General features: G+C 72.6%; 14 protein-coding genes. 4 read left to right on the top strand and 10 right to left on the bottom strand.

The features are described 5' to 3' along the window. Positions 1-22: 22 nt before the first annotated feature. Both hisS and BLW47_RS20740 read right to left on the bottom strand, forming a co-directional pair. Positions 23-1,345 carry a histidine--tRNA ligase gene (gene hisS / locus BLW47_RS20735; protein ID WP_091560701.1) on the bottom strand — a complete coding sequence of 441 codons (1,323 nt, stop codon included), beginning with the start codon at positions 1,343-1,345 and terminating at the stop codon, positions 23-25. 43 nt (positions 1,346-1,388) lie between these two features. Then, positions 1,389-2,105, bottom strand: a complete 717-nt coding sequence (locus BLW47_RS20740; RefSeq protein WP_091560705.1) for an MBL fold metallo-hydrolase — start codon at positions 2,103-2,105, stop codon at positions 1,389-1,391. 259 nt (positions 2,106-2,364) lie between these two features. Here BLW47_RS20740 and BLW47_RS20745 point away from each other — a divergent pair, with 259 nt between their 5' ends. Then, positions 2,365-3,249, top strand: coding sequence for a peptidylprolyl isomerase (locus BLW47_RS20745; RefSeq protein ID WP_091560709.1), 885 nt, complete (start codon positions 2,365-2,367; stop codon positions 3,247-3,249). A 40-nt stretch (positions 3,250-3,289) separates the two neighbouring features. Then, positions 3,290-4,123 carry a peptidylprolyl isomerase gene (locus BLW47_RS20750; protein WP_245736823.1) on the top strand — a complete coding sequence of 278 codons (834 nt, stop codon included), beginning with the start codon at positions 3,290-3,292 and terminating at the stop codon, positions 4,121-4,123. A 92-nt stretch (positions 4,124-4,215) separates the two neighbouring features. On the opposite strand, the gene BLW47_RS20755 is transcribed toward BLW47_RS20750, so the two are convergent. The 8 genes from BLW47_RS20755 to ruvC all read right to left on the bottom strand — a co-directional run bounded on the left by BLW47_RS20755 (position 4,216) and on the right by ruvC (position 13,592). Beyond that, on the bottom strand, positions 4,216-6,717 hold the full coding sequence (locus BLW47_RS20755; protein ID WP_175543741.1) for a RelA/SpoT family protein: 2,502 nt from the start codon (positions 6,715-6,717) through the stop codon (positions 4,216-4,218). Positions 6,718-6,908: 191 nt separating this feature from the next. Beyond that, positions 6,909-7,472 carry an adenine phosphoribosyltransferase gene (locus BLW47_RS20760; RefSeq protein ID WP_091560931.1) on the bottom strand — a complete coding sequence of 188 codons (564 nt, stop codon included), beginning with the start codon at positions 7,470-7,472 and terminating at the stop codon, positions 6,909-6,911. Positions 7,473-7,669: 197 nt separating this feature from the next. Continuing rightward, complete coding sequence (gene secF / locus BLW47_RS20765) at positions 7,670-8,851, bottom strand: protein translocase subunit SecF (protein ID WP_091560716.1); 1,182 nt, start codon at positions 8,849-8,851, stop codon at positions 7,670-7,672. A gap of 1 nt (position 8,852) precedes the next feature. After that, positions 8,853-10,727 (bottom strand): protein translocase subunit SecD, encoded by a 1,875-nt coding sequence (secD, locus tag BLW47_RS20770; RefSeq protein ID WP_175543737.1) that lies wholly within the window; start codon positions 10,725-10,727, stop codon positions 8,853-8,855. Between the two features lie 160 nt (positions 10,728-10,887). Then, the gene (gene yajC, locus BLW47_RS20775; protein WP_425435424.1) at positions 10,888-11,187 is read right to left on the bottom strand and encodes a preprotein translocase subunit YajC; all 300 of its coding nucleotides are present in this window, start codon (positions 11,185-11,187) and stop codon (positions 10,888-10,890) included. 187 nt (positions 11,188-11,374) lie between these two features. Beyond that, positions 11,375-12,433, bottom strand: a complete 1,059-nt coding sequence (ruvB, locus tag BLW47_RS20780; protein WP_091560723.1) for a Holliday junction branch migration DNA helicase RuvB — start codon at positions 12,431-12,433, stop codon at positions 11,375-11,377. Beyond that, positions 12,430-13,032 (bottom strand): Holliday junction branch migration protein RuvA, encoded by a 603-nt coding sequence (gene ruvA / locus BLW47_RS20785; protein WP_091560726.1) that lies wholly within the window; start codon positions 13,030-13,032, stop codon positions 12,430-12,432. The genes ruvB and ruvA overlap by 4 nt, the downstream gene beginning before the upstream one ends. Further along, the gene (ruvC, locus tag BLW47_RS20790) at positions 13,029-13,592 is read right to left on the bottom strand and encodes a crossover junction endodeoxyribonuclease RuvC (RefSeq protein ID WP_091560727.1); all 564 of its coding nucleotides are present in this window, start codon (positions 13,590-13,592) and stop codon (positions 13,029-13,031) included. Before ruvC ends, ruvA begins: the two co-directional genes overlap by 4 nt. Positions 13,593-13,769: 177 nt before the next feature. Between ruvC and BLW47_RS20795 the strand changes: the two genes are divergently transcribed. Together BLW47_RS20795 and BLW47_RS20800 are read left to right on the top strand one after the other, a co-directional pair. Continuing rightward, positions 13,770-14,552: a 3-hydroxybutyrate dehydrogenase gene (locus tag BLW47_RS20795; protein ID WP_091560729.1), complete on the top strand. Its 783-nt coding sequence runs from the start codon at positions 13,770-13,772 to the stop codon at positions 14,550-14,552. Between the two features lie 14 nt (positions 14,553-14,566). Further along, positions 14,567-16,489 (top strand): helix-turn-helix domain-containing protein, encoded by a 1,923-nt coding sequence (locus BLW47_RS20800; RefSeq protein ID WP_091560730.1) that lies wholly within the window; start codon positions 14,567-14,569, stop codon positions 16,487-16,489. The last annotated feature ends 69 nt before the right edge of the window (positions 16,490-16,558 follow it).

Here is a 16,558-nt window from a genome sequence, read left to right on the forward strand (position 1 = left end):
GGCGTCCCGCGCTAGTTACTGATCAGTTCACCACCGGACGCAGATCTTCCGCCGCCGGCGTCCAGGCGTCCGCGGTCGCGTCCACCTGGTCACCCGACCGGATGTCCTTGACGCTGTCCGGCGTCCCGTCCCCGCCCGGGAACCAGACGTACGGGATGCCCCGGCGCTCGGCGTACCGGATCTGCTTGCCGTACTTCGCGGCCGACGGGGACACCTCGGTCGGGATGCCGCGGCGGCGCAGCGCCTCGGCGATCCGGCCCGCGTCGCGGCGCCGCTCCTCCGCCGGCAGCGCGATCAGCACGCAGGTCGGCACCGACCGCGACACCGACAGCTCCCCGGCGCCGAAGAGCAGCCCGAGCAGCCGGGTCACGCCGATCGAGATGCCGACACCGGGGAAACGGTCCGTGCCGGCGGTGGCGAGGTTGTCGTAGCGACCGCCGGAGCAGATCGAGCCGAAGCGCTCGTAGCCCTGCATCTGGGTCTCATACACCGTGCCCGTGTAGTAGTCGAGGCCGCGCGCGATCCTCAGGTCGGCGACGCAGAGTCCGGGCGCGTGCTCGGCCGCGGTCTCGACCACCTCGACCAGCTCCGCGAGCCCCTCGTCCAGCAGCGGGTCGCTGACCCCCAGCGTCCGGACCGCGTCGGCGAACGACGCGTCGTCGGTGCGGATCTCGGCCAGCGCCAGGCAGGCCTTGGCCTGCGCGTCGCTCGCCCCCGCCGTCTCGGCCAGCAGCGCCGCGACCTTGTCCGGACCGATCTTGTCGAGCTTGTCGATCGCCCGCAGCGCCGCCTCCGGGTCGGTCAGCCCGAGCCCCCGGTAGAAGCCCTCGCAGACCTTGCGGTTGTTGACCTGGATGCGGATCGGCGGGATCGGCAGCCCGCCGAGCGCGTCCCCGATGATCAGCGGAAGCTCCGCCTCGTAGTGCGCCGGCAGCGTGTCCCGGTCGACGATGTCGATGTCGGCCTGCAGGAACTCCCGGTAACGCCCCTCCTGCGGACGCTCCCCCCGCCACACCTTCTGGATCTGGTAGCGGCGGAACGGGAACTTCAGCTTGCCGGCGTTCTCCAGCACGAAGCGGGCGAACGGCACGGTCAGATCGAAGTGCAGCCCCAGCGCGTCGTCGCCGCCCGGGCCCTCCTCCTGGAGCCGCCGCAGCACGTAGATCTCCTTGGAGGTCTCGCCCTTGCGCAGCAGCTGGTCCAGCGGCTCCACTGCGCGCGTCTCCAGCGGCGCGAAGCCGTACAGCTCGAAAGTGGAGCGGATCCGCTCGACGACGTACTGCTCGATCATCCGCTGCGGCGGCAGCCACTCGGGGAAACCGGAGATCGGGGTGGGCTTGCTCATGTTGAAAGCTCCTCGGTCCTCGCGCCGCCGGCGCGAGCGCGAATCACAGGCCGGTGGTGGGGGCCGGTTGCGCGCCGTCGCGGTCCAGCACCTCGAGAAGGTACGGGTTGGCGGCGCGCTCCCGGCCGATGGTGGTCGCGGGTCCGTGGCCGGGCAGCACGACCGTGTCGTCGGCGAGCGGCAGGACCTTGTCCCGCAGGCTCGTCAGCATCGCGGAGTGGCTGCCGCCCGGCAGGTCGGTGCGGCCGATCGAGCCGGCGAACAGGACGTCGCCGGAGAGGCAGAGCTGCTCCGCCTCCCACTGCGAGCCCGCGCCGGGCAGCCGGAACAGCACCGACCCGCCGGTATGGCCCGGCGCATGGTCGACCGTGATCTCCAACCCGGCCAGCGTCAGCGTGGCGCCGTCGGTCAGCTCGGCCACGTCCTCCGGCTCGGTGTAGGGCAACCGGCCGCCGAAGAGCGCGGTGAGGTCCATGGAGAGCCCCTTGGCCGGGTCGGCGAGCAGCTCGCGGTCGGCGGGGTGCACGTACGCGGTGATCCCCCGCGCGCCGCAGACCGGCGCCACCGAGAAGGTGTGGTCGAGGTGGCCGTGGGTGAGCAGCACCGCGGCGGGGTGCAGCCGGTGCTCGGCGAGCAGGGCGTCGAGCCGGTCGAGCACCCCGATGCCGGGGTCGACCACCACACACTGCTCCCCCGGTGCCGTCGCCACCACGTAGCAGTTGGTGCCGAAGGCGTCGGCGGGAAAGCCGGCGACGAGCACGGGCGCTCTCCTCAGTTTTGTCCAGGTCCGGGTTGTCCCGGGCCGTCCTCCCCGAGCCTAGTCGCAGGCGCTAACCGTTTCCGCGCCGAACACCCCCGTCGCGCCGCGGCAGCGACGATCACGATTCGCCGGCGGCGCCCGATCTCGGCCAACAATTTCCCAGCCGATACCCGTACACTCTTGCCGGCGTGTGACGGGGCACTTGACGTGCGATGACAACGCATGCCTTCCGGAGATGGTCAGAGGAAGGGGAGCACCGGTGGCTTCCAGCAGGGACCGGCAGCGCAAACTGGCGCGCGCCAAGCTCGACCGGCAGATGGCCCGGCGGGCCGCCGCCGCGCGGCGCCGGCGGCAGATCCAGGCCGGCGTGGGCGCCGCGCTCGCCCTGCTGCTGATCGTGCTCGGCTCGGTCTGGGCGCTCGGCGGCTTCGACTCCGACCCGGAGTCGGCGGCCGCCCCCGAGATCTGCTCGTGGACCCCGCAGGACGCCACCGCGAACAGCAACCTCAAGGACGTGGACCGGCCGCCCACCACCGGGCTGCCGACCAGCGGCACGCGCCCGATGACCATCACCACCAACCAGGGCGCGCCGATCACGGTCGCGCTCAACCTGACCGACGCCCCGTGCGCCGGGGCGAGCTTCGCCCATCTGGCCGGCCGCAACTTCTTCGACAACACCAAGTGCCACGAGATCACGTCGGAGGGGGCGCTGCTCTGCGGCGACCCGAGCGGCACCGGGCAGGGCGGTCCGACGTACTCCTTCTTCAACGAGAACGTCCCCAGCGCGCCCGAACCGACCCCGGCGGCGAGCCCGGCGGCGAAGCAGCCGCCGCGCTACCCCGCCGGCACCGTGGCGGCGACCGGGACCGCGCCCGGCGCCAACGGCAGCCAGTTCCTGATCTTCTTCAAGGACGCCAACCCCGCCGACGCCACGTACTCGATCATCGGCACGGTCAGCTCCGGTCTCGACGTCGTCCGCAAGATTGGGGCGATGGAAACCGTGGACAATGGGGCGGGCCAGAAGGTGAAGCCGAAGACCGACGTGCTCATCCAGAGCCTCACCGTCGGCGAGGTCACCACCGAGCCGGCCCCCGCGCCGTCGGCCACCGCCACCCCGTCCGGCTCGCCGTCGACCGCGGGTTAGCCCCGACCGCCCCACCGCACACATTCCAGGAGGAGCCACCGTGACGTCCACCAGGGACCGGCAGCGCGCCGCCGCGCGGGCCCGCCTCGAAAAGGAGATGGCCGAGCGCGCCGCAGCGGCCCGCAAGCGCCGCCAGCTGCAGGCCACGGTCGGCGCCGGGCTCGCGCTTCTGCTGGTGGTTGCCGGCACCGTGTGGCTGGTCACCAAGCTCGGCGACGACGACACCCCGCCGCCGGCGGCGGCGCCCAGCGCCTCCGCCGCGCCAACCGGCTGCGTCTGGACCGAGACACCCGCGGACCAGCGCAGCCCCACCACCAAGGACGTCGGGCTGCCGACCACGACGACGCCCCCGACCAGCGGGACCCAGGTGATGAACCTGGACACCAACTTCGGGAAGATCGCCGTGACCATGGACCTGTCGAAGTCGCCGTGCAGCGCGGCGGCGTTCAGCCACCTGGCCAGCAAGAAGTTCTGGGACGGCACGAAGTGCCACCGCATGTTCCCCGGCATGCTCCAGTGCGGTGACCCGAGCGCCAAGGGCAAGGGCTACCGCGAGACCGACGGCACCGGCGGACCCACCTTCCGGTACGCCAACGAGAACCTGCCGATCAACCAGCGCCCCGCCTACCCCGCCGGGGTCGTGGCGCTCGCCAACAGCGGCCCCGACACCAACGGCAGCCAGTTCTTCTTCATCTACGAGGACGTCGAGCTGAGCCCGGACTACACCGTCCTCGGCAAGGTGACCTCGGGCCTGGAGAACATCAAGAAGGCGACGGCCAAGGGGCACGACGGGGCGTTCGACCCGCAGCCCGGCGGCGGCCACCCGAAGAACGACATCACCATCAAGACCCTCACGGTCACCGCGCCGCAGTAGCAGCGCAGACGCCACAAAAGGGCTCCCCGCCAGCTGGCGGGGAGCCCTTGTCGCGAGAACCGCGGCCGGTACGCGGCCGATCGTCAGGGGTCTCAGGCCCCCGACGTGACCCGGTAGGCGTCGAACACCCCGTCGACCTTGCGGACCGCCGCCAACAGGTGCCCCAGGTGCTTCGGGTCGGCCATCTCGAAGCTGAACCGGCTCACCGCCACGCGGTCGCGGGTCGTGGTGACGGTGGCCGAGAGGATGTTCACCCGCTCCTCCGACAGCACCCGCGTCACGTCCGCGAGCAGCTTGTGCCGGTCCAACGCCTCCACCTGGATCGCGACGAGGAACGTCGACGCCGACGTCAGCTTCCAGCTCACCTCGACGATTCGCTCCGACTGCACCTTGAGGTCCTCGGCGTTGGCGCAGTCGTCGCGGTGCACGCTGACCCCGCCGGAGCGGGTGACGAAGCCGAACACGGTGTCCGGCGGGACCGGGGTGCAGCAGCGGGCCAGCTTGATCCAGACGTCGCTGACCCCGCGCACCACGACCCCGGGGTCGTGGCCGGCGGCGCGATTGCGCGGCGGGCGGGTGGCCACGGCCGTCTCGGCCAGGTCCTCGGCCGCCCCCTCCTCGCCGCCGTACCCCGCCATCAGGCGCTGCACCACCGACTGCGCCGACACCTGGCTATCGCCGACCGCCGCGTACAGCGAGGCGACGTCGGCCAGGTGGAGGTCGCGGGCGATCGCCATGAGGTTGTCGGAGGTCAGCATGCGCTGCAGCGGCATCCCCTGCTTGCGCATCGCCTTGACGATGGCGTCCTTGCCGGCCTCGATCGCCTCCTCACGCCGCTCCTTGTTGAAGTACTGGCGGATCTTGGTGCGGGCGCGCGGGCTCTTGACGAAGCCGAGCCAGTCCTGGGTCGGCCCGGCGGTGTCGGACTTCGAGGTGAAGATCTCGATCACGTCGCCGTTGGAGAGCGTCGACTCCAGCGGCACCAGCTTGCCGTTGACCCGCGCGCCGATGCACTTGTGCCCCACCTCGGTGTGCACGGCGTACGCGAAGTCGACCGGCGTCGACCCGGTGGGCAGCGGGATCACGTCGCCCTTGGGCGTGAAGACGTAGACCTCCTGGCTGGACAGGTCGAAGCGCAGCGCGTCGAGGAACTCGCTCGGGTCGCTCGCCTCCCGCTGCCAGTCCAGCAGCTGGCGCAGCCAGGTCATCTCGTCGATGTGGGCCGGGGGGCCGACGATCGTCGCGCCCTTCTGCTCCTTGTACTTCCAGTGCGCGGCGATGCCGAACTCGGCGGTGCGGTGCATCGCGTACGTGCGGATCTGCATCTCGACCGGCTTGCCGGTCGGGCCGATGACCGTCGTGTGCAGCGACTGGTACATGTTGAACTTCGGCATCGCGATGTAGTCCTTGAACCGGCCCGGCACGGGCTGCCAGTTCGCGTGGATCACACCGAGGGCGGCGTAGCAGTCGCGGACCGTCTCGACCAGGATGCGCACGCCGACCAGGTCGTAGATGTCGTTGAAGTCGCGGCCGCGAACGATCATCTTCTGGTAGATCGAGTAGAGGTGCTTCGGCCGGCCGGTCGTCTCCGCCTTGATCTTGGCGGCCTTCAGGTCGAGCTGAACCTTCTGCGTCACCTGGCGCAGCAGCGTGTCGCGCTGCGGCTGGTGCTCGCCGATCAGCCGGTTGATCTCCTCGAAGCGCTTGGGGAACAGCGTGCCGAACGCCAGATCCTCGAGCTCCCACTTGATGGTGTTCATGCCGAGGCGGTGGGCGAGCGGGGCGAGGATCTCCAGCGTCTCCTTGGCCTTCTGATCCTGCTTCGCCTTCGGCAGGAAGGTCAGGGTCCGCATGTTGTGCAGCCGGTCGGCGAGCTTGATGACCAGCACCCGGGGGTCCTTGGCCATCGCCACCACCATCTTGCGAATGGTCTCGGCCTTCGCCGCGTCGCCGAGCTTGACCTTGTCGAGCTTCGTCACCCCGTCGACGAGCAGCGCCACCTCGGCGCCGAAGTCTGCACGCATCTGATCGAGCGTGTAGTCGGTGTCCTCGATCGTGTCGTGCAGCAGCGCGGCCACCAGCGTGGTGGTGTCCATCCCGAGGTTCGCCAGGATCGTCGCGACCGCGAGCGGGTGGGTGATGTACGGGTCACCGGACTTGCGGTACTGGCCGGTGTGCCACTTGGCGGCCGTGTCGAAGGCGCGCTGCAGCAGCCGGCCGTCGGCCTTGGGATGGCTCGCCCGGTGCGTCGCGATCAGCGGCTCGAGAACCTCGCTGACCTGCGGCGTCTGCCAGGGCGCGTTGAACCGCGCCAGCCTCGCCCGGACGCGTCGGCCGGTCGGCGCGTTGACCAGGCCGAAGCCGGAGGTGGGCGCGCCCGGCTCACCCGGAGCCGGCCGCCCGGAGGCCGGGAACGGCACCACGGTGCCGGGGTGCTGCCCGCCGTCGCCGGTCGACGCGGTGAACTCGGTCACGCCGTTGCGGGATGCCGCGGCGTCGATGGGTGTCACGGGCGACGGGGGCGCGCCCTGGGCAGCCTCGGTCACGTTGTCGGTGCCGTTAGCCTCGCCAGTCGGGTGCACAGTGCCCTCCACCGAAGGGGCGACGTCGTGGGACACCGGCCTCCTCACATCCGCCGGGGTTGAGCCGACCGTAACCGGCCCACCTGCTCCTGCGCCAGCCGGGAAAGACGCATCCCTGCCTGGTCAGACAAGTAAGCGTACCCGTACGAGGCGTGGAACGGGGTTTCCCCGCCCGGCAACCCGGCAACGCGTCGTAAAAGGTGTCAGACGGTGAGAAGCGCGTGTACCGGACGCGGGGCCAACCGGTCCCGGCCAGCGAGGAACGAAAGCTCCAACAGCACGGTGAAGCCCACCACCGTGCCGCCGGCCCGGGACACCAGGTCCAGGGTCGCCGCCGCGGTGCCACCGGTCGCGAGCACGTCGTCGACGACGAGCACCCGCTGCCCCGCCGCGAAGGCGTCCTCGTGCACCTCCAGCACCGCCTCGCCGTACTCCAGGGCGTAGCTCGCGTTGAAGGCGGGCCGCGGCAGCTTGCCGGCCTTGCGCACCGGGACCACGCCGACCCCGGTGGCGTACGCGATGGCCGCCGCGATCACGAAGCCGCGCGCCTCGATCCCGACCACCACGTCGAAGGAGTCCCGCCCGTAGTGCGCGACGATCCCGTCGATCACCTCACGGAACACCGCGCCGTCGGCGAAGAGCGGCGTCAGGTCCTTGAAGATCACGCCGGACTTCGGGAAGTCCGGCACGTCCAGCACGCGACTAGCCACCAACTGCGCGGTGACCGGTCCGCTGTCGCCACGTACCGCCGGATGGGTCTCCGTCACGTCGTTCCTCTCCACAAATGGCACGGCGTCCGTCACGCTGCTCGCACAGCATGACGGACGCCGTGACCGCGACCCACAGCGGGTCGCCGTCGCTACCGCGACCTACCAGGGATCGCCGTCGCTACCGCGACCTACCAGGGGTCGCCGTCGCTACCGCGACCTACCAGGGGTCGCCGTCGCTACCGCGACCCCACGGATCAACGCCGCTTCGCGCCGCCCGGTCGGTTGCCACCACCCGGACGGCCGCCGCGCGCCCCGGCGGACCGCTTGCCCGCCGGGCGGGCACCGACCTTCGGCGCCGCGCCCGTGAGCGCGGTGGCCTCGGCCTCGGCCGGCGCGGCGGTCTGAGCGGCCGACCGGGTCGGGCTCTTGGCCACGTCCCGGCCGGTCGCGCCGGACGCGCGCCGCGCCTGCACCCGCCTGTTGTGGGCCTGGATCCGCGGCTCGTAGTCCTTGAGCGTGGCCAGCACCGGGGTCGCGAAGAAGATCGAGGAGAAGACCGCGATCCCCATACCGACGAAGAGCACCAGACCGAGGTCCTTCAGCGTGCCCGCCCCGAGCAGGCCGGCACCGATGAAGAGCAGACCACCGACGGGCAGCAGCGCGACGAGACCGGTGTTAATCGACCGCATCAGGGTCTGGTTCACCGCGAGGTTGGCCGCCTCGCTGTAGGTCTGCACGCTGCCGGCCGTGATGCCCCGGGTGTTCTCCTGCACCTTGTCGAAGACCACGACCACGTCGTACAGCGCCCAACCCAGGATGGTCAGGAAGCCGACGATCGTGGACGGGGTGACCTCGAAGCCGATCAGCGAGTAGACGCCGGCGGTGAGGATGAGGTCGAGGATCAGCGACGAGACCGCGGCGAGCGCCATCCGCCACTCGAAGCGCAGGATCAGGTAGACCATCACCAGCGCGACGAAGACCACCAGACCGAGCACACCGCGCTCGGTCGCCTGGCCACCCCAGGCCGCACTCACCTGATTGCTGCTGATGTCGGCCGCCGGGATGCCGAACTCGTCGGCCACCTTCTGCTGGACCTGCGTCGCCTCCGGGCCGCTCAGCTCCGTCGTCCGCAGCAGGTACGTGGCGTTGCCGACCTGCTGCGCGGAGACGACATGCCCCTCGCTCTCGCCGGGCAGCGCGCCGATCGCGGCGTTGACGGCGTCCTCGGCCTGTTGCATCGTGCCGACGCTGACCGGGACCTGGAACTCGTTGCCGCCCTTGAACTCGATGCCGAGGCTGAAGCCGCGGAACGCGAAGCTCAGGATCGCGACCAGGACCAGCCCGGCCGCGACGGCAAACCAGGTCTTGCGGCGGCCGACGACGTTGAGGCCGGCTTCACCGCGGTAGAGACGGGTGGCGAGACCGCTGCGGGCCATCTCAGGCCTCCTTCGCGCGGGGGTTGCGGGACGTCGCCGGGGCGGCGTCCTCATGACGGTGCTCCAGGACCCGGCCGAGGCCGCTCACCCGGGGCGACAGGAAGGCGCGGGTACGGGCGAACATCGTCATGATCGGGTGCCGGAAGAGGAAGACCACCACCAGGTCGAGCACGGTCGCCAGGCCCAGCGCGAACGCGAAGCCCTGCACGGTGCCGACCGAGACGATGTAGAGCACGACGGCCGCCAGCAGCGACACCGCGTTCGCCGAAATGATCGTCCGGCGGGCCCGGACCCAGGCACGCGGGACGGCGCTGCGCGGGCTGCGCCCCTCCCGGATCTCGTCCTTGAGCCGCTCGAAATAGATGACGAACGAGTCGGCCGCGACGCCCAGCGAGACGATGAACCCGGCGATGCCGGCGAGCGTCAGGGTGAAGCCGATCTGCCGGCCGAGCACCACCAGGGCGCCGAAGACCAGCAGGCCGGAGAGGATCAGGCTGAGGAAGATGACCGAGCCGAGCAGGCGGTAGTAGAAGAACGCGTAGATCGCCACCAGCAGCATGCCGATCGCGGCCGCCAGCAGACCGGCCTTGAGGGACTCGATGCCGAGCGTGGCGGAGACGTTCTGCGCCTCGGCCTGGTGGAAGGTGAGCGGCAGCGCGCCGAACCGCAGGTTGCTGGCCAGTTCGTTGGCGTCCTTGCTGGTGAACTGGCCGGTGATCTGGGAGTCGCCGGTCAGCACGCCCTGGATCTCCGGCGAGGAGATGATCGTGTTGTCGAGCACGACCGCGACCCGGCACTTGCCGTCCTGGCCGAGCGCGCTCTGGTCACACGCGCCGCCCTCGTTGTTGAAGGCCTCGCGGGTGAGGTTGGTCCACTTCTTCTGGCCGTCGCCGGTGAACTGCAGGCTCACCACCCACTGCCCGGTGGTCTGGTCGATCACGGCGCTCGCGCCGCTGACGTCGGTGCCGAGCACCTTGCCCTGGTCGAGCAGGTTCTTGGTCGGGCCCTCACAGGCGACCACCTGCTGCTGCGGGTCGCGGATCGACCCGGCCTGCCGCTTGTCCAGCTGCTCGCAGGTGATCGTGGGGACGTTGAACTGCATCGCGGGCGTGAGCACCCGGACCTCGTCCGCCGAGAGCGTGCCGAACGGCTTGAGCTTCTCGGCCAGCGCCGGGTCCTGCGCGACGTTCGCCGGCGCCTGCAGGCCGCTCGCGGCGGTCCACGCGGCCTCGCCGACCTTCTTCCGGACGGCCTCGCGCTGCTGCTCGACCGTCTGGTTGTCCGGCGCGGCGACCTGGCTCGGCGTCGCGGCCGGCGTGCCCGACGCGCTCGGGGTCGGCGTCGGGGCCGGCGCCATGCCGCCCTGGCCGCCCGCGCTCGGCGTCGCGGCCGGGCTGGCCGCGCCGCTCGGGGTCGGCGCCGCGCCCGACCCGCTCGGGGCGGGGCTCGGGGCCGCGGTCGGCGCCGCGGCGGCGGGGCCGCCGTCGGTCACCTTGAGCACCTTGCGGAACCGCAGCTCGGCCGCGTTACCGACCTCGCTCAGATCGCGGTTCTGCCCCGGCAGGGAGATGACGATGTTGCGGTTGCCCTCGGTCACCACCTCGGCCTCGGACACGCCCAGCCCGTTGACCCGGTTCTCGATGATCTCGCGCGCCCGCTCCAGCGACGCGGCCGGCGGCGCGTTACCGCCCTCGGTGCTCGCCTCCAGCGTCACCCGGGTGCCGCCGACGAGGTCCAGGCCCAGCTTGGGGTGGAGTCGATCCTTCCAGCTGCCGCTGGCGCCGGCGAAGAAGACCAAGAGGTAGAGGACGGCGAAGATGAGCCCGAGTACGGCGAGTTGCCGCCCGGGCCGCATCTGTCCCTGAGGTGGTGCCACGGCTGTCCTGTCTCCCTGCGCGGTTCGGCCGCCACGCTGCGGCGGCGGGTGGGGCGCCGGCGCGCCGGCCGGCGACGTGCGCGCCGGCCGGCATCAGATCACACCGGCACGGTTATCCATTATCTTCGATGAGGTGCCGTTCGGGTCGCCCCGATCCGGGTCACTCCTTGGCTTCGAGCTCGGCCTCGTCCGCGACCGGCTCGGCGCGCTCCGCCTTGCTGACGACCCGGGCGACCGCCGGGCGGGCGTACCGGGTCTGGACGCCGGGAGCCACCTCGAGCACGACGGTCTCGTCGTCGACGCTCGCGACCGTGCCGTAGAGGCCGCCGATCGTGACCACCTCGTCGCCGGGGCCGATCGACGCCTGCATCTGCTCGGCTTCGCGGCGCCGCTTCTGCTGCGGGCGGATCATCATGAAGTACATGACGGCGAAGAGCAGACCGATCATGAGGATCGGCATGAAGCTGCCCGCTCCGCCGCCCTCTGGTGCTGCGTAAAGCACGGTTAGTGACCTTCCCATTGGCCTCCGACCGGCTACGACGCCGGAGCGGAGGCAGGATTTGACATCCTGTGCGGACCGCGGCGAGTCTAATCGGTACGCCTGGGAACGCCGAATGCGGCGCAGATCACGTTCGGATCACGGATGGTTAGGTCTCCGCGGAGAACAGATCCGGGGTCGCCGGGGGCGCCGCGCCGAATGTCCCGGTTGGCGGCGTACGTCCGAGATGGTGCCAGGCGGCCTCGGTGGCGACCCGGCCGCGCGGCGTGCGCGCCAGCAGCCCGGCCCGCACCAGGAACGGCTCGCAGACCTCCTCGACGGTGTCGGGCTGCTCCCCGACCGCCACCGCCAGCGTCGACAGCCCGACCGGGCCGCCGCGGAACGAATCCACCAGCGCCGTCAGCACCGCCCGGTCCAGCCGGTCCAGACCCCGCTCGTCGACGTCGTAGACGGCCAGCGCCGCCCGCGCGTTTTCCCGGTTGACCACCCCGTCGGCGCGGACCTCGGCGAAGTCCCGCACCCGGCGCAGCAGCCGGTTCGCGATCCGGGGCGTGCCCCGCGACCGTCCGGCGACCTCCGTGGCGCCGTCGTCGGTGATCGGCACCCCGAGAATCCGCGCCGAGCGGTGCAGCAGCGTCTCCAGGTCGGCGGGGCTGTAGAAGTCAAGGTGCGCGACGAAGCCGAACCGGTCGCGCATCGGACCGGTCAGCAGCCCGGAGCGGGTGGTGGCGCCGACCAGGGTGAACGGCTCCACGTCGAGCGGGATCGCGGTCGCCCCCGGCCCCTTGCCGACCACCACGTCGACCCGGAAGTCCTCCATCGCGCTGTAGAGCAGCTCCTCGGCCGGCTTCGCGATCCGGTGGATCTCGTCGATGAAGAGCACATCGCCCTCCGCGAGGCTGGTCAGGATCGCGGCCAGGTCGCCGGAGCGCTCGATCGCCGGGCCGCTCGTGACCCGGATGGACGAGCCGAGCTCCGCCGCGACGATGTTCGCCAACGTCGTCTTACCCAGGCCCGGAGGCCCGGAGAGCAGGATGTGGTCCGGCGGGGCGCCCCGACCCATCGCGCCGCGCAGCAGCAGATCGAGCTGGTCGCGCACCCGGTGCTGCGCGATGAACTCGGCCAACCGCTTCGGCCGGACGCTGACCTCCGCGTCCCGCTCCGCGTCGCTGGCGTACGCCGAGACAAGCCCCTCATGCTCGCTCATCGGGTCTTGCCCAGCAGCCGGATCGCGTGCTTGAGCAGCACCGGAACCGGCGGTGTCACGCCGTCGACCGTCTCGGCCACCGCCGCCACCGCCTGGTCGGCCTGGGCGGCGCTCCAGCCGAGCCCGATCAGCGCCTGGCGCACCTGGTCGTGCCAGGCGCCCGGGAGCACCCCGGCCGCGCCGTCCGACCCGACCGCGACCGGGCCGATCTTGTCGCGCAGCTCCAGCACCAGCCGTTCCGCGCCCTTCTTGCCGATGCCCGGCACCCGGGTCAGCGTCGCGGTGTCGCCGCCGGCGATCGCCGCGCGCACCGCGTCCGGGGTGAGCACCGCCAGCACCGCCTGGGCCAGCCGCGGCCCCACCCCGCTCGCGGTCTGCAGCAGCTCGAACAGCTGCTTCTCGTCGTCGTCGGCGAAGCCGTACAGCGTCAGCGAGTCCTCCCGGACCACCAGGCTGGTGGCGAGCCGCGCCGGCGCGCCCGGCCGCAGGTTCGCCAGCGTCCCCGGCGCGCACTGCACGGCCAGGCCGACCCCGCCGACCTCGATGACGGCGCCGTCGGGCGAGACGGCGGCGACGACACCGGACACACTCGCGATCATCTCGCTCCTCCTCGTCGGACGGCGTGGCCCCGGCGCGGCGGCGCCCCGCGCCGGGCGGCCGCCTCGGCCGCGGCCAGCCGGGCCCGCGTCCCGCCCCGCCAGATGTGGCAGATGGCCAGCGCCAGCGCGTCGGCGGCGTCCGCCGGCTTCGGCGGGGCGTCCAGTCCCAGCAGCCGGGTCACCATCGAGGTGACCTGGGCCTTGTCGGCCTGGCCGGAGCCGGTCACCGCCGCCTTGACCTCGCTCGGCGTGTACGTCTGCACCGGCAGCCCGGCGCGCGCGCCGGCGAGCACCGCCACGCCGCTGGCCTGCGCGGTGCCCATCACGGTCCGGACGTTGTGCTGGGCGAAGACCCGCTCCACCGCGACGCTCTGCGGGCGGTGCTCGGCGACGAGGTCGGTCAGCGACCGGTCCAGGTGCAGCAGCCGCAGCGGCAGCTCGTCGTCGGGGTCGGTGTAGATGACGTAGTACGCGACCAGCGTGCACGGCCGGCCGGGGACCCCCTCGACCACGCCGACGCCGCACCGGGTCAGCCCGGGGTCGACACCGAGGACGCGCACGTCCGCCCCCTCCCCTGCCGCCAGCAGTACGTGTGTTCGACACCCTAGCCTGGCCGCCGGCGCGGGCCGCCGTCGACACGCCCTCGACGCGCGCGACCCCGGCCACACAGATCCGGACCGCAGTATGTGCCCGCGCCCCATGTGCTGCCGGCCCGATGGCTCGTAGCTTCATGCGCCATGACGGCACAATCCGGGACGGTCCCCCACGTGGTAGCGCTGGACCTCGCGGGACGCACCGCACTGGTCACCGGGGGCGGCAGCGGCATCGGCCGGGCGTGCGCGCTGCGGCTGGCGGCCGCCGGGGCCACGGTGGTCGTCGTGGACCGCGACCTCGGGGCGGCGCAGCGGGTCGCGGACGAGACCGGCGGCCGGGCCGTCGGCGTCGACCTGGCCGAGCCGGGCGCCGTCGAGCGGCTCGACGCCGGGGTCGACGTCGTGGTGAACAACGCCGGGCTGCAGCACGTGGCGCCGGTGCCGGAGTTCCCCGCCGAGCGGTTCGCCTACATCCAGAAGGTGATGGTCGAGGCGCCGTTCCTGATCATCCGGCGCGCGCTGCCGCACATGTACGCGCGCGGCTGGGGCCGCGTCGTCAACATCTCCTCCGTGCACGGGCTGCGCGCCTCGGCGTACAAGTCGGCGTACGTGGCGGCCAAGCACGCCCTGGAGGGGCTCTCCAAGGTGGTCGCGCTGGAGGGCGCCGCGCACGGGGTCACCGCCAACTGCATCAACCCGGCGTACGTGCGCACCCCGCTCGTCGAGGGGCAGATCGCGGCCCAGGCCGCGAGCCACGGCATCCCGGAGAGCGAGGTCGTGGAGAAGATCATGCTGGCCCGGGCGGCGATCAAGCGGCTCATCGAGCCCGCCGAGGTGGCCGAGCTGATGGCGTACCTCTGCTCGCCGGCGGCGGCGTTCATCACCGGGACCTCGATCGCCGTCGACGGCGGCTGGACCGCCAACTGAGCCCGTCGCGCAGAATGAGCGACGTGTCCGCACCGGTGGAGTTCCTGGAGCTGCTGGCGCGCGAGGCGGCCGCGGTGGAGTTCGAAGGACCGCTGGTCGCCGCGCGGGCCGCCGGGGCGTCCCCGGAGCGGCTGGGCGAGCTGGAGTCGGCGAAGCTGGTGGCGCTGCGGGTGCGCGCGCTGCTGGAGCGGCGTCGCCGGCGCGAGGTGGAGCTCTCCGGCCTGTACGACACCGCCAGCGACCTGGCCGGACTCCGCGACGTCGACGCCGTGCTGCGGGCGATCGTGCACCGCGCCCGGCACCTGCTCGGCACCGATGTCGCCTACATGACGCTCAACGACGAGGCGCGCGGCGACACGTACATGCGGGTGACCGACGGGTCGATCTCGGGGCGGTTCCAGCGGCTGCGGCTGCCGATGGGCGCCGGGTTGGGTGGGCTGGTCGCGCAGACCGGCACCCCGTACGCCACCGCCAACTACCCGGAGGACCTGCGCTTCCGGCACACCGGCGAGATCGACGCGGGCGTCACCGAGGAGGGGCTCGTCGCGATCCTCGGGGTGCCGCTGCGGCTCGGGTCGACGGTGATCGGCGTGCTCTTCGCGGCGAACCGCTCGGCCCGGCCGTTCGCGCCGGAGGAGGTGGCGCTGCTGGTGTCGCTCGCCGCGCACGCCGCGGTCGCGCTGGACACCGCGCGGCTGCTGGCCGAGACGCGGGCCGCGTTGGCCGAGCTCTCCGCGGCGAACGGCACCATCCAGGCGCACAGCGCCTCGGTGGAGCGCGCCGCGGCCGCGCACGACCGGATGACCTCGCTGGTGCTGCGTGGTGGCGGCGTGGAGGACGTCGCCGCGGCCGTGACCGAGGTCCTCGGCGGGGCGCTGCTGGCGCTGGACGCCGACGGCCGGCGGCTGGCGCGGGTCGGCGAGATCGACGAGCCGGACCGTTCGGCGATGGTGGAGGCGGTCGCGGCGTCGCGGGCCGAGGGGCACAGCGTGCGCCGCGGTTCCCTCTGGTACGCCGCGGTGGTCGCCGGCGCGGAGAACCTGGGAGCGCTGGTGCTGCGCCCGACGCACGAGCTGGTCGACGCCGACCAGCGGATCCTGGAGCGCGCCGCGTTGGTGACCGCGCTGCTGCTGCTCTTCCGGCGCACCGTCGCCGAGGCGGAGGGCCGGGTCCGGGGCGAGCTGCTCGACGACCTGATCGCCCGGCCGGTGCGCGACGTCGAGGCGCTGCGCGGCCGGGCGCGCCGGCTCGGGGTGGACCTGGACGCGCCGCACGTGCTGGTCGCGGTCGGCGACGATGCCGGGTCCGGCACGGGCGCGGCGCGGCAGCGGGTGGCGTCCTGGGCGACCACGTACGCCGGGACCCGTGGCGGGCTGGCCGCGGCGCGCGACGGGCGGGTGGTGCTGATGCTGCCGGGCAGGGACGCCGGGGGCGCCGCGCGGGCGGTGGCGCGCGACCTGGGGCGGCTGCTCGGCCGGCCGGTGACCGCGGGGGCGGCCGGCCCGTCGTCCGGGCCGGCGTCGCTGGCGGAGGCGTTCCGGGAGGCGGACCGCTGCCTGACCGCGCTGGCCGCGTTGGGCCGGCAGGGTCAGGGGGCGAGCAGCGCCGAGCTGGGCTTCGTGGGGCTGCTGCTGGGGGCGGTCGGCGAGGCCGGCGACCGGGACGTGGCGCGGTTCCTCGACGAGACGGTCGGGGCGGTGGTCGACTACGACGCTCGCCGGGGCACGGCGCTGGTCAAGACGCTGGAGACGTACTTCGGGGTGGGTGGGAGCCTGGCGCGCGCCGCGGAGCTGCTGCACGTGCACGTGAACACGGTGACCCAGCGGCTGGACCGGGTGGGGCAGCTGATCGGCCCCGACTGGCAGCGCCCGGAACGGGCGCTGGAGGTTCAGCTCGCCCTCCGCCTGCACCGCCTCCGCACCCCCACCACCGGCTGACCGCCTTCCCGCCCATCCGGGTCGATCAAGGGGCCGGCAGCGGCCGACGGTGTCGACGGCGCTGCCGGC

Source organism: Micromonospora pattaloongensis (assembly GCF_900107255.1).
GTDB lineage: Bacteria > Actinomycetota > Actinomycetes > Mycobacteriales > Micromonosporaceae > Micromonospora_I > Micromonospora_I pattaloongensis.